Source organism: Streptomyces sp. NPDC058469 (genome assembly GCF_042721125.1).
Lineage (GTDB): Bacteria > Actinomycetota > Actinomycetes > Streptomycetales > Streptomycetaceae > Streptomyces.
Genome location: NZ_JBHXME010000123.1, coordinates 14,808 through 33,907, shown reverse-complemented (window position 1 = coordinate 33,907; position 19,100 = coordinate 14,808). Strand labels below are relative to the sequence as shown.

Below are 19,100 nucleotides of genomic sequence, written 5' to 3'. Positions count from 1 at the left end.
TTGGGGTCGAGGCTGCCGGCCCGGACCATGGTGTTGTCGGAGATCGTGGTGGTGCCGACCGGCGTCGACGTGAAGCGCTGCCCCACGTGGATGCCTCCGGGAATAAAGCGGAGACAGCCTCCTGTTAGCCCCGGAAGGAACCGCACAGCTCACAACAGGAGGCACCCACCGTGGCGGCAGACGACGAGGTCCGGGGCACGACCGACGAGGACCGGGGTGACGAGATCCGGGGTACGGCGCAGGGCACCGCCCCCGTCCCCCTGTCCGTACTGGACCTGGTGACCGTGGGCGCCGGCCGCACCGCCACCGACGCGCTGCGCACCAGCGTGCGGATCGCCGGCCTCGCCGAGTCGCGCGGCTTCCACCGCTACTGGGTCGCCGAGCACCACTCGATGCCGGGCGTGGCCTCCTCCTCGCCCGCCGTGATCCTGGCCCACCTCGCGGCCCACACGGACCGCATCCGCCTCGGCTCGGGCGGCGTCATGCTCCCGAACCACGCGCCGCTCGTCATCGCGGAGCAGTTCGGCACCCTGGAGGCGCTGGCCCCGGGACGTGTCGACCTCGGCCTCGGCCGCGCCCCCGGCACCGACGGCGCCACCGCCGCCGCCCTGCGCCGCACCGACCGGCTGAACGAGGGCGCCGACGACTTCCCCGAGCAACTGGCCGAACTCACCCGCTTCCTGGACGACGACTTCCCGGACGGCCACCCCTACGCCCGCATCCACGCGGTCCCCGGCCCGATCCAGTCGACCTCGCCCGGCGGCGTCCAGTCCCCGCACCGGCCCCCGATCTGGCTGCTCGGCTCCTCCGGCTTCAGCGCCCGCCTGGCCGGCATGCTCGGCCTGCCCTTCGCCTTCGCCCACCACTTCTCCGCGCAGAACACGATCCCGGCGCTGGACCTCTACCGCGAGTCCTTCCGCCCGAGCGCCGCGCTCGACGCGCCGTACGCCCTGATCGGTGTCTCCGCCCTCGCCACCGACGACGAGAAGGAGGCCCGCCGGCAGGTGCTGGCCGCCGCCCTCAACATGGTCCGGCTGCGCACCGGCCGCCCCGGGCTCGTGCCCACCCCGGAAGAGGCCGAGGCGTACGAATTCAGCCCCATGGAGCGGGAGTTCATCACCTCCTGGAACGCCAACGTCATCCACGGCACCGCGGACGAGGTCCGCGCCGGACTCGACGACCTCCAGAAGCGCACGGGAGCCGACGAGTTGATGCTCACGTCCCACGCCCACAACGGCGACCTGCGCCTGCGCTCGTACGAACTGATCGCGGACGCCTACGGATTGACGACCCCTCAGGCCTGATGGACCGGCCTGGGGATCGACGTCCGTCAGGTCTGCTGACAGGCCTTCGTCCCCAGTAGTTCGGAGATACGATCCGGCGCCACCGGACGGGAGTACAGCCACCCCTGTCCGGTGTCGCAGCCGATGCGGCGCAACCGGGCGGCCTGTGCCGAGGTCTCCACGCACTCGGCGGTCACCGACAGGCCCAGCCGGTGGGCGAGTTGGATCATCGCCTCGACGATGACCTCGTCCGCCGGGTTCGGCGGGACCCCCTCGCCCTCGTACTGGAAGCCGCGCACGAACGAACCGTCCAACTTCAGGACGGAGACCGGCAGTCGGCTCAGATACGCCAGGTTCGAGTAACCGGTGCCGAAGTCGTCGATGGCGATGTGCACCCCCATGTCGCTCAGCGCCTGGAGCGTCTGCAGCGGCCGCCCCGCCGACCCCATCACCGCGGACTCGGTCAGCTCCAACTGCAGCAGACGCGGGGCCAGTCCGGTCTCGGCCAGCGTCTTCGCGACGTCCGCGACCAGGTCCGAGTCCCACACCTGACGTACGGCCACGTTGACGCTCACGAAGATCGGCGGCTCGTCCGGGTGGTCCAACTGCCAACGCCGGGCCTGGCGGCAGGCGGTGACCAGGACCCAGCGGCCGAGCTGCACGATCGAGCCGTCCTCCTCGGCCAGTCCGATGAACCGATTCGGCGTCAGCATGCCGAACTGCGGGTGATTCCAGCGCACCAGCGCCTCGACCCCGCGCAGCCGACCGTTCTCCATCCCCACCAACGGCTGGTACTCCAGGGTGAATTCACCCCGCTCGATGGCCGGACGGAGCGTGGAGGCCAGCGCCTGGCGGGTCATCCGGTGCGCGTTGCGCTCCGGATCGAACAGCGTCCAGCGGGACTTGCCGTCCGCCTTCGCCCAGTACAGCGTCGTGTCGGCGGCCTGCATCAGCCCGGTGGCGGTCGTCCCGGACGCGTGCCGCTCGACCACACCGATCGACGCCGACAGCGACAGCCGCTGCCCGGACAGGTCGAACGGCGCCTGCAACGCCTTCAGCACCGACTCGGCGAGATCGGCCAGTTGGTCGGTCCCGGTCGAGTCCTCGACGAGCAGCGCGAACTCGTCACCACCGAGCCGCGCCACCAGCGGAGAACTCGCCCGGGCGTAACCCGCCTCGTCCGCACACCGCGTCAACCGCTCCGCCACGGCGGCCAGCAGCCGGTCGCCGACCCGGTGGCCGAGCGTGTCGTTGACCGCCTTGAAGCCGTCCAGATCCAGATAGCACAGGCCGATCCGCCCGGTACCGCCCTGCTCGTACGACTCCGCCTCCAGCGCGGCCGAGAGCCGCTCGAAGAACAGCGTGCGGTTGGGCAGCCGGGTCACCGGGTCGTGCATCTCCAAGTGCCGTAGCCGCGCCTGGAGTTCACGGCGGGCGCTGATGTCGGTGAGTGACAGCAGCACACTGTGCTCCTCGGCCGGCAGCGGCGCCACGGTCACCTGCACCCACAGCACGTGCCCGTCGGGGTGCTTGACCCGTCGGGTGCAGCTCAGCTTGGCCTGTCGGCCGCGCAGCACCTCGCGATAGGCGTGCCACGTGCGCGCCTCCGACTTCAGGTCCATCAGATCGGCCGCGACCAGCCCGGTCAGCGCGGCACCCGCCTTGCCGAGCAGCGCGCCGAACGTGTCGTTCGCGCTGACGACCAGGCCGTCGCGGTCCACGACGGCCATCGCGAGGGGGGCCGCGGAGAAGGCGGACCCGAGCAGGCCGTCTTCGAGGGACTCAAGGGACCCGGGGGACTCGTGGGAATCCGGGAACTCGGTGGAATCGGGGAAATCGGTACGAGGCGATGCCTCGCCATTACTCTCTGTGACGGCTGGCCGGATGAGGTCTGCCGCGGGCGCCGGCCCTTCGGACGTTCCGCTCACCGCTCGCTCCCGCAGTGCACTCGATCTTCGGATGGGTCTCGTCGGGATGGCCGACCGGGTGGGGGGCCGCCGCGCCGTGTCCGTGCAGGAAAGTGTGCCGATCATAGAGGTTGGCCCCCGGCCCTTCCAGCCACTGTCCAGTGTCCCGGAACAACGGCCCATTCCGGCAGATCGTTTCCGCCCGCACCTGGACGGGTTCTTGAAATGGCCGACCACATGTGACGTTCCGTGAGTGTTTCCGGATGTCGGTCCGGGCGTGTCTCAGCCGTCCCGGGCGTCCCTCTCACCCTTCTGGTGCAGATAAACAGGGCATACCCCAACAAACCATCACAGGCTGGGTGTCGGTGTCCCGCGAACCCGCTCCCGGAGGTCCACGTGCCGTGTCAGCTCCCCCTCAAGGGGCTCTCCCGTACGGCGCTCAAGGGGCTCGCCCAGTGGCGGACGCGCCCCGGACTGCGCGGCACCGCGGCCGTGTTCACCACGATGTCCGCGCTCGCCGCGACCTCGATCATGTCCAGCCAGTCGGTCGCCGAGCCGTTCTCGACCACACCCTGTGCCCTCAAGCGCACCGACGCCCACCACTCGGAGGGCCTCGACACCTGGAACGCCGCCTACCCGCGCCCCACCCGCGCGCTCGACGCGGTGATGGTCTTCCTCTCCTTCCCCGACGCGACCCCGCGGGCCACCCCCGCCGAACTCGCCGCCGACCACTTCCCGGCCACCTCCCGCTTCTACGAACGCGCCTCCTACGGCAGGTTCACGCTCCGCCCGCACCCGCTGCGGAACTGGATCCGCATGCCGCACGCGTCGACGTCGTACGCCATACAGCGCGACTGGAACCCGGTGAACCGCGCCGCGTACCTCCGCGACGCGCTCGCCGCCTCCGACCACGAGGTCGACTTCTCGCGCTACGACATCGTCTACTTCGTGGCCGATCCGGACGCGCCCGGTGTGGACTCGGACGCGACGAAGGTCGTCAACCTGGACACCCCGCTGCGGGCCGACGGCACCGACATCCGACGGGTCGTCACGGTCTTCGAGAAGCACCCCCCGGACCGGCTCGTCCTCGCCCACGAGACCGGCCACGTCTTCGACCTGCCCGACCTCTACCACCGGCCGGTGGACGGCAAGGGCGACTGGGACACCTACGTCGGCGACTGGGACCTGATGGGCAGCCAGTTCGGCCTCGCCCCGGACCTGTTCGCCTGGCACAAGTGGAAGCTGGGCTGGCTGGATCCGCGCCAGGTGGTGTGCGTACGGGGGACCGCGCCGACCCGGCTGACCCTGGAACCCGTGGCCGCCGGGCCCGGTACCTCCGCGGCAGGCAGCGCTGCGGGGTCGCCGGCGTTCGGGCTCGGCTTCGGGACCAAGCTGGCGGTCGTGCGCACCGGGACGGACAGCGCGCTGGCCTTCGAGGCGCGCAGCCCCGTCGGCAACGACGGCACGGCCTGCAAACAGGGCGTCCTCGTGTACCGGGTGCGCGGCGGCGCGGCCTCCGGGAGCGGCCCGATCGAGGTCGTCGACGCCCACCCGCACACCGAGGCCTGCTGGGAGACCTCGGTCTACCCGCCGCTCGCCGACGCCCCGGTCTCCCTCGGCGAGAGCTTCACCGTGCCCGGCGACAACGTGAAGGTCGAGGTGGAGGGACGGACGGCTTCGGGGGCGTGGACGGTGGTGATCACGCCGGGGGAGCCGGGCTGAAAACCCCGGACCACTGGTGGCGGGGGGTGTGGGTGGCGAAGCCCCCGCAACGCGCGGCGAAGCCGCGCAAAAACAACGATGGCGAGGCCGGTTCGCGCTTTCCGCGAACATGCCTCGCCATCGCTAGCGTGCGCCGCCAGGGACTCGAACCCCGGACCCGCTGATTAAGAGTCAGCTGCTCTAACCAACTGAGCTAGCGGCGCCTGCTGACGTCGTAGACCTTAGCATCCTGATCCGGGGGAGGAAAAATCGATATCCGTACGGCGGTCCGGGCCGCCCGCACGGCCGCCCAGAGCAGGATTTCGGCGCCGGGAAGCCAGGGTCGACGGGTGTCCGGAGCGACCAGCCAGCGCGAGTCGAACGGGGCCGGCGCGGCCCCGCCGACCAGCGCCGGGACGGTCACCGCGTCGCCCTTGCCGTGGCACAGCAGCGGCGGGACGGACCCCGTACGGCTGTGCTCCCCGGGGTGCGCGCCCCACTCCTCCCAGCCCAGCAGCGACGGCAGCCGCTGAGCCGTACCGGGGCCGGCGAACAGGAGCATCCGTCCCCGGTATGTCGCGACCGGTCCGGAGCCGGGGCCCTCGTCCCACAAGCGGTCGACCATGCGGCGCCCGAAGATCGCCGGGGCGTTCACCACGTCGAAGGCGGAGCCGCAGGGCAGGACGACCGGGGCGTCCGGCCGCTCCTTCCAGAGGGCGAGGGTGCTGCGCGGATACGTTCCTGCCGAGGCGAGCCAGGCGGCACCGTCCGAGGTGACGCCCGAGATGTCGAAGCGGTCGGCGAAGGGCTCATCCTGTGTGCTGCTCATGACTCATAGATCTACCGGCCGTGAGCGTCCGGTCTCTGAGGGTTGCCGGAAATCGGGACAGGAGGGGGCGGGAGGGAGTATCTTGCCCAACCGGCATATGCCAGAAGTCCTTTCTGGTGCCGGGTGGGGTGTGGGGGGAGTTGTGGGAGTTGTGAGGTGCGGCGGGAATTGTGGGCCCTGACTCCCTAGCCCCCTAACCCCCGGCCCCGGGGTCACACGGGGTCGACGGCCCCGCTGTCCCGGCCCTCGGTGCCGCGCAGCAGGTCCCGTCCGAACTCGACCATCTTCTTCGCGTAGTCCTCGGTCCACTCGGCGCGCTCGGCGATGTCCGCCGGCGTCAGCCGGTCGAACCGGCGCGGATCGGCGAGCTGCGCCGCCGCGATCGCCTGGAACTCCACCGCGCGGTCGGTCGCGGCGCGGAACGCGTGCGTCAGCTCCGTCGCACGGGCCAGCAGCGCACGGGGGTCGTCCATCGACTCCAGGTCGAAGAAGTGCTCCGGGTCCTCGGCCGCCTGCGCGGGCTCGAAGAGCAGGGGCGCGGGGCGTAGCCGCGATTCATTGCGACGCGGCGTGTGCTCCGCCATGTCTTCTCCTCCTCGTACGTCACGGATGACCCGCCTCACGAGCCGGACCACCGTCCATTGTCCCCCGGCGGCGCAAGGGGCCCCGGGCATACCCTTGAGGCACGGGATCCAGTGCCATGTGAGGGGTTTCCCAGTGGTCCGGCACTGTATTCGTCGGCTGCCGCCCGCATGGCGTGGGCATCGGCCGGATTGCTTCCCGGCTGTCGTATGTTGAGTGATCCCGCGCGGTTGTGCCGCGGCGGGACCACACATCGTGAGAACGGCGGGACAGTGAGGGAAGCGGCCATCACCTCTGCGGACGTCTCCGTGGAACAGCGAGCGGTCCGGTACGAGTGGACAACGGTCACCAGCGCGCTCATGGACGGCACACGGGTCGCCGAAGCCGTGCGCGTGTGGGCGGAGAACGCGGGCGACGGCGGACGCTGGCTCGGCGGGTGGACATCGGAGAACGGCGAACTCGGACGTGTCTGGGTGCTGCGGTCGTTCCCGGACGAGGAAACTCTCCTCGCCGCCCGGCACGCCATGCGGCTGGGTGGGCACCCGCTCTCCGGGACGGCCGAGGTCACCGGCATCGACGTGGCGAGCTTCGCGGGGCTGCCGATGATGCCGAAGGTGGAGGTGGGGACGCTCGGGCCGGCGTACGAGATCCGTGATTACACGCTCGTTCCCGGCGGTCTACCAGGAACGATCCAGGGCTGGCGCCGAGCGCTTCCGGAGCGCGACCCGATCGACCCGGTCACGGTCGTGATGTACGCGCTCGACGGCCCCGAACGCATCGTGCACGTGTGGCCCTTCCAGAGTCTCGACGAACGCGTCCGCATCCGGCGAGAGCTCTACGCCGCGGGCACCTGGCCGCCACCCGGCGGCCCTGAACGCATCGCTCACGCGACCTCGACGATCGCTTGGCCCGTCCCGGGTTCACCGCTGTCCTGACGGTGCTCCTCCGCGCTACGGCCGCCACACCACCCGGTGTTCCGCGAGGTGTGCCAGCACCGCGTGGTTCGCCTCCCACCCGTCCGGGAATTTCACCGTCACCCCCAGCTGCACCGGCTCCGTCGACGGGTGGTCGTCCAGGAGCTCGGTCACGCCCGCTCGGCAGATCACGATGCAGGCGTGGCGGTGGCGGGAGGCGAGGACGCAGAGGCGGCCCGTCTCCAGGTGGAAGGCGGTGGCGTCGGGGCGGCCGGAGAGCGGGTGGAGGACCACCGTGACGTCGAACTCCCGGCCCTGGAGCCGGTTCGCCGTGTCCACGGTGACGTCCGTGACGCCCAACTCACCCAGCGCCGCACGGACCGCCGCCGCCTGGTCCCGGTGCGCGGTGCCGATCGCGATGCGGTCGGCGGTCAGGGGAGTGGGGTCCGGTGAGCGCTCCGACGTGGCCGCGCCGCCCCGGTCCAGCAGCCGTCGTACGACCGTCGCCACCGCCCGCACCGCCTCCGGGTCCGTACGAGGAGTGTGGCGGGCGGGCAGTTCCAGCAGGCCCCAGCCCGACTCGGCGGCCTCGTCGATCACCCGGTCCGGGCCCGAACCGTCCGACGGGACACCGAAGGTGAGCCGCCGGTCGCCGTGGCCCGTGCCGCTGCGGAAGCGGGTGTACGGGTAGAACGCGTCCGAGACCAGCGGGGCCGCCGATGCCGGGAGCCGCCAGGACACGGGCAGGCGGTGCTGCGGCAGTTCGGGATTGTGGGCGAGCAGTGTCGTGACCGCGGAGGCCGAGGGGTCGTACGACAGGCCCGCCCACTGCTCCGCGCCGACGATCGCGAACGGGTCCAACTGGCCCGGGTCACCCACGAACAGCGCCCGCTCGAACAGCCCGGCCACGGCCAGCAGCGAGTCCGAGCGCATCTGGTACGCCTCGTCGACGATCGCGTGCCGCCACGGCTCGTCCACCTTGACGTGCGCCCACTTGGCCGCCGTCGAGATGACGACAGGGAGCCCGGCGAGTTCGCCCGCCTTCGCCGACTTCCGTACGTTCGGCAGGTCGTCCAGCGCCTTGTCGTACGGGTCCGCGTCACTGCTGTGCAGGCGGCCGACCGGCAGCTCGCCGTTCTTCTCGGCGAGCCGCAGGACGAGGTCGTCGACCTGGGCGTTCGTCTGCGCGACCACCATCAACGGGCGCCCGGCGTCGGCCAGTTCGAGTGCCGCGCGGACGACGAGGGTGGACTTGCCGGCGCCCGGCGGGGAGTCGACGACGACTCCGCGAGCCGTGCCGTGCAGGGTGTCGCGGAGGATCGCGTCGGTGGCGCGGCCGGCCTCGGCACCGGGGTCGAACACGGTGTCGGCGCTCACAGCACGTCCTCCTCGGTCACCGGGTCGGCGGACTCCTGCACGGCGCTCTCCTCGCCCGGCGGGCCCCCGTGCGTCCACGGTGTCTCCTCCTGGTCGGGCAACTTCGCGCCGCCCCGCTGCTCGTGCTCGAACAGCGTGAAGCAGATCCGGTCGCCCTTCTCCGGCAGCGAACCGGTCTCCGGCTCCTTGCCGCGGCCCATCTTGTCGACGACTCGGAGGATGACGAGGGCGCCGTCCTCCTCGTGGCCCACGAACTCGGCCGACTGCGGCTTCCCGCCGAGCGACCGGAACACCTTCACCCGCTCCCCGAGATGCGGCCGGTCGTCCGTGCGCACGGTCACCAGCGGGCGTGGGCGGGGGCTCTTGCCCTCGCTGTACGCCATGACGACATCCGTGACCTCGCCCGCGAACGCCTCCCCGGCGAGCCGTCGCCCGGCCATCACCAGCGGGTCGTCCAGGGCCTCCTGAGCGTCCAGCCGGGCCTGTTCGCGCTCGCGCGTGGCGAGCTTGTTGGCGGCGGTGACCGCGTCGTCGCGGCGCGGCTGCGGGGGCTCACCGGCGGTGATCCGGTCCCGGTGACCGGTGAACGACCAGCGGTCCCGGGTCCACCGGTCGACGGCGTGCGCGCCCTCCGGCAACGCCCGCAGCAGGTCGAGCCCGTGCCACACCGCGTCCCAGGTGGGGCGGGTGATGCCCTCGACGAGGAACCTGATCTCCCGCTCGGCGGCGGTGAGTTCACCGAGCCGGTCGTCGGCCTCCAGACCGTCCTCGGCGGCGGCGAGAGCGGTACGGGCGCGGTCGTAGCGCTCGATGGCGGGGGCGAGCAGCTTGTTGTCGAACGCCGGGTCGGTGGCCGGGCCGGCCGGCGGGCACATCAACTGGCCCCGCGCGTCCCGCCGTAGCTCCGCTTCGAGTGCGGCCTCGGCGCCCGAGACGCCGCCCGGTGGGTCGATCCAGGCGAGCAGCGCGGCCAGGTGCTGGTCCTCCAGGCTGGACTGACCGGTGGCCCAGTGCCGGCCGAGCACCTCGGTGAGCGCGAGCAGCAGCGCGGAACCGGGCACCCGGGCCCGCTCCCCGAAGTGCGTCAGCCAGCGCCCTAGCAACGGCACGCGCGGCGGCGCGGGATGCGGGGTCTCCGGGTCCTGCTCGGCGGTCCGGCGAAACCGCATCGAACGCCCCAGCAGCCGCACCAACTCGATGCCCGCGCGGCTCGGCACGATCAACTGCGGGGCATCCGCGCACAGTTCGACCTCGACCTTGACGCGCTTGCCGGTCTCCGGATCGGTCTCGTTCCGCTCGGCGGCCTCGACGTCGTCCGCGAAGGTGTCGATGTACGGCAGGACCACGTCCGCCAGCTCGGCCAGGAACGCGAACCTCAGGTCCCGGTCCCGCGGTTGCGGTACGACGAACAGCCGCGGTGCGTCCCGGTCCGTACCGACGAGCGCGCCCAGCGGCGCCCCGGCCTCACCGGCGGTGGTGAGCGGCACGAGGACGAGGGGGCGCCCGGAGAGGTGCCGGTGCAGGACGGTGGCGGCGGGCTGGGCCCGGCCGGTCTGAACTGCCTCCAGCCGGGCGAGAGTCGAGATCAGCGACACGGGGTCCCCTCCTGTCGCTCGGCCAGGACTTCCTGCCGGTTTTCCCGCTCCTCCTGGTGGGATGCCAGCGCCTCGGCCCGTAGCTCCGCCGCCCTGCGCAGCGCTGCCACTGCCGGGTCGTCAGGGTCGCCGGACTCGCCGTGGGCCGCCGCGAGGACCTCGTCGACCGTGGTCAGGTCGCCGAGTTCGGCGCGGAGGGAGCGGCCGAGGGTGGTGACCGCGCCGGAGGTGCGGGAGTGGTCGCGGCAGTGGAAGGCCAACTCGCAGGCGGCCAGGCATTCGGGGGCGTAGGCCGCGGGGACCGACTCGACGGCGGCGGTCAGCTCGGCGGCCGGGCGGTCGGGGGCGAAGCAGGTGCCCTCGGGGAGGGTGTCGGCGATGTCCTCGATGCGGGTGAGGCGGGCCAGTTGGCGGCCGGTGACCGCGCGCTGCTTGCGGACGTCGACGGCGGACGCGGTGGGCAGGTTCGAGAAGTCCTTCGGGCAGACCAGCAGGATGCGGTGACGGACTCGGGGAGCGGGATTCAGATGGGCTGCGACCTCTTCCAGCGCCAGCACGTACACCGCCGACTGGCGGGCCGCGGCGCCGACCTTCGCCGGGTCCGCCGAACCGTCCAGCATCGGGAAGGACTTGATCTCCACGACCGTCCAACTGCCGTCCGGGTGCACGACGACCGCGTCCGGCTCCAGGAACGCGGGCGAACCCGCCACGTCGAGGGCGAGCATGGGGTGGTCGAGCAGGGTCCAGGCGGCGGCTTCGGTGGCCTCGCGCAGCGCGAGCGCCGTACGTGCCGCGCGCCCCTCGGGGCCGATCGCGGTCAGCTCGGGCACCCGCGCGCGGGTCGGCGGCTCGGCACCCGGGTCCAGCTTCTCGTGCACCAGCCGCAGCAGCTCCGCGCCGCCGTCCGCCTTGACCCGGGCCTCGAAGGCGTTGCCCCGCATGAAGGCGAACTGGGACTGCCCGAAGGCCGACGGCGATCCGAGCGCGTCGGCCAGCACCGCCTTGTTCACCCCCGCGCCGTCCAGGATCGCCCGCCGCTTGCAGCCCGGGTTCGCGGCCAGGGCCGCGAGGGCGCGCGCGTCCAGCGCCTTGGCCGGGACGTCCGGGCCGCGCAGCTCAGCGAGCCGGTGCCGGAGCGCCGTCCCCCGCGTCCGTGGGGGAGGCACCCGGCTCGGCTCCGGTACCGAGCTGTGACTCGCGCTGCCGTGGAATTCGCTCACCCGGCGAAGTCTGGCATCCGCCACTGACAATTGAGGTTTCTGAGCCACGAGAGGCGTCACGGGAAGCATCACGAGAGGCGTCACGGGAGCGGGCCGCGACGAGTGAGCCGCGCCCCTCGAACCGCACCCTGATCAAGTTCGCGGCCTTCATCACCTGCGGCGCCAGCAGGAACCCGAACCCCATCACGACCACGCCCGCGACCGCGTCGAGGAGGTAGTGGTTCGCGGTGCCCATCACCACGATCGCCGTCAGCAGCGGATAGGCGACCCCGACGACCTTGGTCAGCCGCGTCCCGCCGTAGCGCCAGAGCATCACACCGCACCACAGGGCCCAGCCGCAGTGCAGGCTCGGCATCGCCGCGTACTGGTTCGTCATGCCGCCCAGGCCGCGCGGCGCGCTCGCGTCGCCGCCCCACCAGCCGTACGAGCTGTACTCGGCCATCGTGTCGACGAAGCCGTAGCCGGGGGAGAGCAGGCGGGGCGGGCAGGTCGGGAGCAGGGTGAAGCCGATCAGGCCGATGAACGTGGACGTCATCAGCCAGGTACGGGCCGCGCGGTAGACCTGCGCGCGTGACCTGAACAGCCAGATCAGGATCACGGGCGTGATCAGGTAGTGCAGCGACGCGTACCAGAAGTCCGCCGGTATGCCGAGCCAGGACTCGCGCGTGAACAGGCGGTTGAGCGGGTGCTCGGCGTTGATGTGCAGGAACTTCTCGACGCGCAGGATCGCCAGACCGTGGTCCACGGCGCTCGCCGTGTCGCCCCGGGCCAGCAGCCGGCCCGCCGAGTACGAGGCGTACACCAGGAGGATCAGCGGCAGCTCGGTCCACCAGCGCAGCCGGGTTCGCCGGTCCGCCTCGATGCCTGGTGTCTCGGTCTGCGGCATCCGATCGCCCTCCCCCTTCTGTACTGGTGCGGTGCCCATCGTTCGGCCCGGTAGTCCGAGCGGGACACTTTACGGCGTATGCGCGCGCCCTGTTTCGGGCGCCCCCGGACCTCAAAGACGCAGAGATCGCCCCCCGGGTTGCCCTTTTCAAGGGTGAGCGATGATGGAGTGACCCGCCTCTCGTTTTCTCCCGGAAGGGTCCTTCATGGCACCGCGCATCCTGCTGGCCCGGCACGGACAGACGGAATGGTCGCTGTCCGGGAAGCACACCGGCAGGACCGACGTCCCGCTCCTCGAAGAGGGCCGACGCGGCGCCAAGGTGCTCGGCGAGCGACTGCACCGGGCCCCCTTCGACGGGCTCCCCGGGGTGGAGGTGCGCACCAGCCCGCTGGCACGCGCGCGTGAGACCTGCGAACTCGCCGGCTTCGGCGACCGCGCGACCGCCTGGGACACGCTCATGGAGTGGGACTACGGCGCCTACGAGGGCATGACCCCGGAGGAGATCCGTTCCGTACGGCCCGATTGGCTGATCTGGCGCGACGGCGTCCCCGAAGGGGAGACTCTCGCCGAGGTGACCGCCCGCGCGGACGAGGTCGTCGCCTGGGCGCGCGCCGAGGACCGTGACGTGCTGGTGTTCGCCCACGGCCACATCCTGCGGTCGATCGGCGCCCGCTGGCTGGGCCTGCCGATCGACTTCGCGGCGCGGATACGGCTCAACCCGACGTCCTTGTCGGTGCTCGGCTGGGCCTACGGCGAACCGGCGATCGAGAGCTGGAACGACCTGGGCCATCTGGTCGCCTAAGAGCAGGCGCCCCAAAGGGGCGCGGGGAACTGCGCGCCCAGCCCCCACCGGGCCGCAGAACAACTACGCAGTACGAGGCAGACTCGAGTGCCTCTCCAGAAACGTAGACACCCCCGAAGCCCGCCGGTGAGGCAACAGCACCCGCGCAGTCCCCGCCAGCATCGTCTGAATCCGCGACGACTGCACCAGGTCCAAAAGATCAAGCACCCGCATCCCCGCCGTCGCCGCCTCATCCGGTCGACCGCCGCGCGCCAAGTCGTCCGCGAGTTCGGCCGTATAGAGGGCGATGTTCCGCGTGAAGTGCGGGTCCTGGAGATGTGCCGCGCGTCGTGCGTGGCGTGCCGCGCGCGGCCAGTCGCCCAGCGTCGACCAGCACTGCGCCTCAAGACCCTCCAACTCGGCCTCTCCGTAGAAGCTCATCCACTCGGGGTCGGCGTCCGAGTGGCCCCGCTCGTAGAGGGCCTGCGCGCGGGCCAGCGCCTGTTCGCAGCCGGTGCGGTCGGCGAGGCCCGCCCAGCCGCCCGCCTCGCGCAGCGCGAGCAGGGACATCAGGCGGGCGGAGCCCAGCGGGCGTCCGACGCGCTGCGCGGCCTGCGCGGCGCGCACCGCCTCGCGCGGGCGTCCCGCGTCCCGCGCGAGGAACGCCGTATTGCAGAAGGCGTGTGCCTCAAGGCCCGGGTCGCCGGTCACCCGGGCTGTGGCGAGCGCCTCCGCGTAGTGCGAGCGGGCGTCGTCGAAGCGGCCGGAGTCGTGGGCCAGCCAGCCCACCGAGATGGCGAGTTCACCGGCTCCGGAGTGCAGTCTCTCGGCGACCGACTGCCGGGTGGTGCCCGCGTCGAGCAGGGCGTAGGCGGCGCGCAGCGGGGCCGCCGCGCGCCGGTAGAGGCCGTCGGCGCCGTGCCGGTCGTCGAGCAGCCGGATTCTGCGGACGGCCTCTTCGAGGGCGCCCGCCTCGCTCGTACCGGGGCGGCGGACGGAACGTTCCGTTGCCACGGCGTCGTAGGTGAGCCCGAGCGGGCCCAGCGTGCCGGCGGCCACCGTGACGGTGCCGCCCCTCATGAATGCGCGACGCAGCACGTCGCTCTCCTCGCGGTTCTCGTGGTTCTCGTGCGTGTCGTACGGGTCCTGCGTGTCATACGGCTCGTACACCTCTCGCGTCTCACCCGTCCCGGCCGCGTCATCCGTGGTGTGAGCCGGGCTTGTGGAGTGTGCGGGGGGCGTGTCCTCGGCGGTGCGCGCCCCGCGTCCGCGCACGGACGAGCGGGGTGCGAAGCCGAGGTCGGCGAGCGTGCGGCCGGGGAACATGTGCAGGAACACCCGTTCGTACGCGTAGTTGGGGCAGCGGATCTCACCGGCCTCGACCCGGCCGACGTAGCGCGCGTCGCAGCTGACCCGCTCGCCGATCTCCCGCGCGGACCGGCGTACGGCCGCGGCGAACTCCGCCGGTGAGCGCTGTCCGCGCAGCCGCCGGAAGGCGAGATTGGGTCTCGGGGGTTGGGGGAACGGGGACGGGGTCACCATTGACGACGCCATGGCCGGGTCCTCTCGTGCGAACCGTCGAACCATGCCGGATTCAGGGTGACTTGTTGAGTGACGCCCTGTTTCCAGCGGGCAAGAACGTACCTGCTGTGCATGACCCGCCACGCAGGGTTTGGCTACAAACCGGATATCTCATCCGGGATCTGCCATGAACTGCCATCCTTTGCGGCGGACTTGTGCCGTAGCCGTTGACGCTTCAACGCGTTGAACTCCATGGACCGGGAGCCGCCCGACTCCTGACCCGCTCGTCCAAGGAGGGGTTCCGTGGTGGAGACCGGGATGGAGACCAGGCAGAGCGTCGATCCTCGAATGCCGAGCGCGGAGTGCAGTGCGCCACCGTTCGTGGACCCGGCCTGTGACCTGGTGACGGTGCCGACGCGGCAGGGGCTGGAGGCGGTCGACATCCTGCGGCGCGGCGCGTGCGACGGGGTCGGCCCCGTCCTGCACGACGACGGCGACGACACCCTCGGCTTCCTGGTACCGCCGGGCACGGCGGCCGCCTGGGACCTGCCGGGCAGCACCTGCACGGAGACCAACGGCCGGGGTCTGCGCCTCGCCCCCGACCCCGAGCCCCCCGTCGAGGGGTCCGACTGGCTCCTGCCCCCCGGCGACACCGACCTGGCAACGGACCCGGAGGTCCTACGGGCCGCCCTGGGAGAGGCCGCCCGCCTGATCGAGGCGGCGGACGGCTGCCGGTGACGGGCCCTCGCCGATGCCGGGCGCGCCGTACCGCCCCAGGCCCCCGATAATGGGCCAATGGGAAAGTCCAGGACCCCCCGGCGCGGTGGCGCCACCGCCGAAGCCGTCGTCGAGGCTGTCGACGGTGGGCTCGCCGAGTTGATACCCGACCGGGAACGCGCGCGTGCCTGGACGCTGCTGATCGACGGGGCGCCGCAGTCGTACGTCGACCTTGATGACCCCGCGTATCTGTCCTTCGAGTACCAGCGGCGGCTCGGGCATGTCATTGATCTCGCGGCGCCCGTCGGGAAGCCGATCCACGTCGTGCACCTCGGCGGTGGTGCCCTCACGCTCGCCCGGTATGTCGCCGCGACCCGCCCCCGTTCCACCCAGCAGGTCGTCGAGTTCGACGCGGCGCTCGTCCAACTGGTCCGGCGGGAGCTGCCGTTGGACCCGAACGCGCGGATCAGGGTGCGGTCGACCGACGCCCGCGCGGGGCTCGCGAAGGTACCCGAGGGGTGGGCCGACCTCGTCGTCGCGGACGTCTTCAGCGGCGCCCGTACGCCCGCCCACCTCACCTCCACCGAATTCCTCGACGAGGTGCGCCGGGCGCTCAAACCCGGTGGGCTCTACGCCGCCAACCTCGCCGACGGGCCCCCGCTCGCCCACCTGCGCGGTCAGATCGCCACCGTGGCCGCCCGGTTCGCGGAACGCGCGCTGATCGCCGACCCGACCGTGCTGCGCGGCAAGCGGTTCGGCAACGCGGTGCTCGTCGCCTCCGACCACCCGCTGCCGCTCGCCGAGTTGACCCGGCGCGCCGCCTCCGACCCGCACCCGGGCCGACTCGAACACGGCAAGGAACTCACCGACTTCACGGGCGGCGCCGTACCGGTGACGGACGCCGCGGCGGTCGCCTCACCGGCACCGCCCCCGTCCGTGTTCCGCTAGAAGTCACCGATTCCGGCTAGTAGTTGCCGACGTCCACCCGCGGCGCCCCGTCGTGCCACGTGCAGATCACCGACACCTTGTCCGTGCCCTTGGTGAACTCCACCCGTAGCCACGATTCCGTCTTCCACACCTGCATCGACCAGCCCGTACCCGGTGTCGCCGACACGAGCGTCACATAGGCCGGCGCGACGTCGAGTTCGAGCACCACCCGCCCGCCGTCCGTGGCGTAGCTCTTGACCTGGCCGGAGGGGGAAGCGGTGGGGGACGGGCTCGTGGTCGTCGTCTTCGTGGGGCTCGGGCTGGGGCTGCGGGTCGGTGTCGGGGTGCTCGACGGGCTCGGTGACGACTCCGCCCGCACCGTCGGCGTCGCCGGTGGCTTCGCCTCCTGCGCGCTCGCGCCGGCCGCCGTGATGGGCAGGGCGCGCGGCGGGTCGTAGGCCGTGCCGGTCATGACCGTGTGGACGCCCCACCAGGACAGCGTGACGGCCGCGCCGGTGGCGAGCGACCAAGCCAGCACGTGTACGAGTCCGTTGACGAGTCCTCTGGGCATCGCCGCCATACTGCCCCACGCGCCCCACAGGTGTCCCGTCGATCTCCCACCGGTTGTCCACAGACGGGAGTTGTCCACAGGCCCGGATGCGGGTCGCCCGCATGAAGTACGGTGCGGCGCATGGCAAGTGTGCTCGTGGTCGAGGACGACCAGTTCGTACGCTCGGCCCTCATCCGGCATCTGACCGATGCCGCGCACACGGTGCGCAGTGTCGGCACGGCACTTGAGGCGCTGCGCGAGGTCGCCCATTTCCGTTTCGACGTGGTCATCCTGGACCTCGGACTGCCCGATCTGGACGGGTCCGAGGCGCTGAAGATGCTGCGCGGGATCACGGATGTCCCCGTGATCATCGCCACTGCTCGGGACGACGAGACCGAGATCGTCCGGTTGCTCAACGCGGGCGCGGACGACTACCTCACCAAGCCCTTCTCGGTCGACCATCTGTCCGCCCGCATGTCCGCTGTTCTACGACGCTCCCGTGCCGCCACCGGCGAGGCACCCCCGTCGACGGTCATCCGCGTCGGCGGCCTCACCGTCGACCCGCTGCGCCGCCAGGCCGAGCTGGACGGCGTCCGACTCGACCTCACCCGGCGCGAGTTCGACCTGCTCGCCTTCCTGGCAGGACGCCCCGGTGTCGTCGTACCGCGCAAGGAACTCCTCGCAGAGGTGTGGCAGCAGTCCTACGGCGACGACCAGACCATCGACGTCCATCTGTCGTGGCTGCGCCGGAAGTTGGGGGAGACGGCGGCCCGGCCGCGTTATCTGCACACCCTGCGCGGTGTCGGCGTGAAGCTGGAGCCACCGGGAGCGGAGTCGCTGCGATGAGGTGGGCGCTGGTCAGGGTCTGTCTGGCGATCGCGGCGATGGTCGTCGTCGCCTTCGCGGTGCCGCTCGGCCTGGTCATCAAGGAGATGGCCCGCGACCGCGCCTTCTCGAACGCCGAGCGGGAGACCGCGGCCGTTGCCCCCGCGCTGTCCATCACCACGGACCGGGACCAGTTGGAGAAGGTCGTCGCCTCCGCGGGCGCGGACTCGGGGATGGCCGTCCACATACCGGCCGGGGACGGGAAAGCCGCCGTCGACATCGGGCTGCAACGCGCCGTCGGCAAGGACATCGCGACCGTACGGAAGCTGGGCCGCGCCTCCACCACCGAGGTGCCCGGCGGCTCGGTCCTGCTCCAGCCGGTCGCGCTCAGCTCCGGCGAGATATCGGTCGTCGAGGTGTACGTCCCGGAGTCCGAGGTCAGCAACGGCGTCGGGACGGCCTGGGCGGTGCTCGCCGGTGTCGGCATCGCGCTGATCGTCGGGTCCGTCGCGGTCGCCGACCGGCTGGGCGTACGGATGGTGCAGCCCGCGCAGCGCCTCGTCGAGGGCGCGCACGAACTGGGGGAGGGGAAGCTGGGCGCACGCGTCCCGGAGGAGGGGCCGACCGAACTGCGGCTGGCGGCGGTCGCGTTCAACTCGATGGCCGACCAGGTCGTACAACTGCTGGCGAACGAAAGGGAGTTGGCGGCAGACCTGTCCCACCGCCTCCGCACACCCCTCACCGTGCTGCGGCTCAACGCGGCCTCGCTCGGGGACGGTCCTGCCGCCGAGCAGACGCGGACCGCCGTCGCGCAGCTGGAGCGGGAGGTCGACACGATCATCCGGACCGCGCGCGAGGCCAAGCCGCAGACCGTGGCGGCCGGGACCGGCGCCGGGTGCGACGCGGCCGAGGTGGTGCGCGAGCGGATGCGGTTCTGGTCGGCGCTGGCCGAGGACGAGGGCCGCAAGGTGCGGGTCGCCGGGGTGGAGCGGCCGGTGCGGATACCCGTCGCCCGGGCTGATCTGGTCGCCGCCCTTGACGCCCTGCTGGGCAACGTGTTCCGGCACACCCCCGAGGGCACGGCCTTCGCGGTCGACGTGCACAACGCCGAGGACGCGGTGATCATGCTCGTCTCGGACGCGGGCTCCGGCATACGGGACCCCGAGGCGGCCATGGCCCGCGGGCGGGGCTCCGGCAGCGCCGGGTCGACCGGGCTCGGGCTGGACATCGTGCGCCGGCTCGCGGAGTCGACGGGCGGGGACGTCCGGATCGGCTCCTCGATGCTCGGCGGCACGGAGGTGCGGATCTGGATCCAGCTGGACGGGCGGGAGCCGGAGCGCAAGGGGCATCGAGGAGCCGTACGACGGCGTCGGCGGGGCAGATTGGTCTCTACCTTTAACCGTTCCCGATCCCTTCCTTAAGCGCACCCTAAGATCGCCAACCCCCGCCCGGATCAGGCGCTTTGCCCGATTCCGGATCGCTAGC

17 protein-coding genes and 1 tRNA gene are annotated in these 19,100 nt (G+C 71.8%); 8 read left to right on the top strand and 10 right to left on the bottom strand.

Annotated features, from left to right (window positions below):
* The first annotated feature begins 170 nt into the window (after positions 1-170).
* The gene (locus tag ACFWP5_RS37655) at positions 171-1,304 is read left to right on the top strand and encodes an LLM class flavin-dependent oxidoreductase (RefSeq protein ID WP_384167350.1); all 1,134 of its coding nucleotides are present in this window, start codon (positions 171-173) and stop codon (positions 1,302-1,304) included.
* Positions 1,305-1,330: 26 nt separating this feature from the next.
* Here the strand turns inward: ACFWP5_RS37655 and ACFWP5_RS37650 are convergent, their stop codons facing one another.
* Positions 1,331-3,211, bottom strand: a complete 1,881-nt coding sequence (locus ACFWP5_RS37650) for a putative bifunctional diguanylate cyclase/phosphodiesterase (RefSeq protein WP_384167347.1) — start codon at positions 3,209-3,211, stop codon at positions 1,331-1,333.
* Positions 3,212-3,586: 375 nt separating this feature from the next.
* Here ACFWP5_RS37650 and ACFWP5_RS37645 point away from each other — a divergent pair, with 375 nt between their 5' ends.
* On the top strand, positions 3,587-4,912 hold the full coding sequence (locus ACFWP5_RS37645; protein WP_384167345.1) for a M6 family metalloprotease domain-containing protein: 1,326 nt from the start codon (positions 3,587-3,589) through the stop codon (positions 4,910-4,912).
* A 129-nt stretch (positions 4,913-5,041) separates the two neighbouring features.
* Here ACFWP5_RS37645 and ACFWP5_RS37640 read toward each other — a convergent pair.
* The 3 genes from ACFWP5_RS37640 to ACFWP5_RS37630 all read right to left on the bottom strand — a co-directional run bounded on the left by ACFWP5_RS37640 (position 5,042) and on the right by ACFWP5_RS37630 (position 6,304).
* A tRNA-Lys gene (locus ACFWP5_RS37640) sits at positions 5,042-5,115 on the bottom strand.
* Positions 5,106-5,720 carry a bifunctional DNA primase/polymerase gene (locus ACFWP5_RS37635; protein ID WP_384167343.1) on the bottom strand — a complete coding sequence of 205 codons (615 nt, stop codon included), beginning with the start codon at positions 5,718-5,720 and terminating at the stop codon, positions 5,106-5,108. Before ACFWP5_RS37635 ends, ACFWP5_RS37640 begins: the two co-directional genes overlap by 10 nt.
* 212 nt (positions 5,721-5,932) lie before the next feature.
* A complete protein-coding gene (locus ACFWP5_RS37630; RefSeq protein WP_384167338.1) occupies positions 5,933-6,304 on the bottom strand; it encodes a hypothetical protein in 372 nt (123 codons plus the stop codon).
* Positions 6,305-6,610: 306 nt separating this feature from the next.
* Between ACFWP5_RS37630 and ACFWP5_RS37625 the strand changes: the two genes are divergently transcribed.
* Positions 6,611-7,237: an NIPSNAP family protein gene (locus ACFWP5_RS37625; RefSeq protein ID WP_019056619.1), complete on the top strand. Its 627-nt coding sequence runs from the start codon at positions 6,611-6,613 to the stop codon at positions 7,235-7,237.
* Positions 7,238-7,252: 15 nt separating this feature from the next.
* Here the strand turns inward: ACFWP5_RS37625 and ACFWP5_RS37620 are convergent, their stop codons facing one another.
* The 4 genes from ACFWP5_RS37620 to ACFWP5_RS37605 are packed head-to-tail and all read right to left on the bottom strand — an operon-like array spanning position 7,253 to position 12,294.
* The gene (locus ACFWP5_RS37620; protein ID WP_384167336.1) at positions 7,253-8,593 is read right to left on the bottom strand and encodes an AAA domain-containing protein; all 1,341 of its coding nucleotides are present in this window, start codon (positions 8,591-8,593) and stop codon (positions 7,253-7,255) included.
* On the bottom strand, positions 8,590-10,188 hold the full coding sequence (locus ACFWP5_RS37615; protein WP_384167334.1) for a hypothetical protein: 1,599 nt from the start codon (positions 10,186-10,188) through the stop codon (positions 8,590-8,592). Before ACFWP5_RS37615 ends, ACFWP5_RS37620 begins: the two co-directional genes overlap by 4 nt.
* On the bottom strand, positions 10,179-11,354 hold the full coding sequence (locus ACFWP5_RS37610; RefSeq protein ID WP_384167332.1) for a hypothetical protein: 1,176 nt from the start codon (positions 11,352-11,354) through the stop codon (positions 10,179-10,181). The genes ACFWP5_RS37615 and ACFWP5_RS37610 overlap by 10 nt, the downstream gene beginning before the upstream one ends.
* Entirely contained in the window at positions 11,305-12,294 is a 990-nt protein-coding gene (locus ACFWP5_RS37605) for a phosphatase PAP2 family protein (RefSeq protein ID WP_384167329.1), read from the bottom strand. Before ACFWP5_RS37605 ends, ACFWP5_RS37610 begins: the two co-directional genes overlap by 50 nt.
* 205 nt (positions 12,295-12,499) lie before the next feature.
* On the opposite strand from ACFWP5_RS37605, the gene ACFWP5_RS37600 reads away from it, so the two are divergent.
* Positions 12,500-13,096, top strand: coding sequence for a histidine phosphatase family protein (locus tag ACFWP5_RS37600; protein ID WP_384167326.1), 597 nt, complete (start codon positions 12,500-12,502; stop codon positions 13,094-13,096).
* Positions 13,097-13,159: 63 nt separating this feature from the next.
* Here ACFWP5_RS37600 and ACFWP5_RS37595 read toward each other — a convergent pair whose 3' ends face one another.
* Complete coding sequence (locus ACFWP5_RS37595) at positions 13,160-14,629, bottom strand: hypothetical protein (RefSeq protein ID WP_384167323.1); 1,470 nt, start codon at positions 14,627-14,629, stop codon at positions 13,160-13,162.
* A gap of 270 nt (positions 14,630-14,899) precedes the next feature.
* On the opposite strand from ACFWP5_RS37595, the gene ACFWP5_RS37590 reads away from it, so the two are divergent.
* A complete protein-coding gene (locus ACFWP5_RS37590; RefSeq protein WP_384167320.1) occupies positions 14,900-15,334 on the top strand; it encodes a hypothetical protein in 435 nt (144 codons plus the stop codon).
* Between the two features lie 57 nt (positions 15,335-15,391).
* The gene (locus tag ACFWP5_RS37585) at positions 15,392-16,261 is read left to right on the top strand and encodes a spermidine synthase (RefSeq protein WP_384167317.1); all 870 of its coding nucleotides are present in this window, start codon (positions 15,392-15,394) and stop codon (positions 16,259-16,261) included.
* A gap of 16 nt (positions 16,262-16,277) precedes the next feature.
* On the opposite strand, the gene ACFWP5_RS37580 is transcribed toward ACFWP5_RS37585, so the two are convergent.
* Positions 16,278-16,820 carry a hypothetical protein gene (locus ACFWP5_RS37580; protein ID WP_384167314.1) on the bottom strand — a complete coding sequence of 181 codons (543 nt, stop codon included), beginning with the start codon at positions 16,818-16,820 and terminating at the stop codon, positions 16,278-16,280.
* 111 nt (positions 16,821-16,931) lie between these two features.
* Between ACFWP5_RS37580 and ACFWP5_RS37575 the strand changes: the two genes are divergently transcribed.
* Both ACFWP5_RS37575 and ACFWP5_RS37570 read left to right on the top strand, forming a co-directional pair.
* On the top strand, positions 16,932-17,636 hold the full coding sequence (locus tag ACFWP5_RS37575) for a response regulator transcription factor (protein WP_355913531.1): 705 nt from the start codon (positions 16,932-16,934) through the stop codon (positions 17,634-17,636).
* Complete coding sequence (locus tag ACFWP5_RS37570; protein WP_384167311.1) at positions 17,633-19,036, top strand: ATP-binding protein; 1,404 nt, start codon at positions 17,633-17,635, stop codon at positions 19,034-19,036. Before ACFWP5_RS37575 ends, ACFWP5_RS37570 begins: the two co-directional genes overlap by 4 nt.
* The last annotated feature ends 64 nt before the right edge of the window (positions 19,037-19,100 follow it).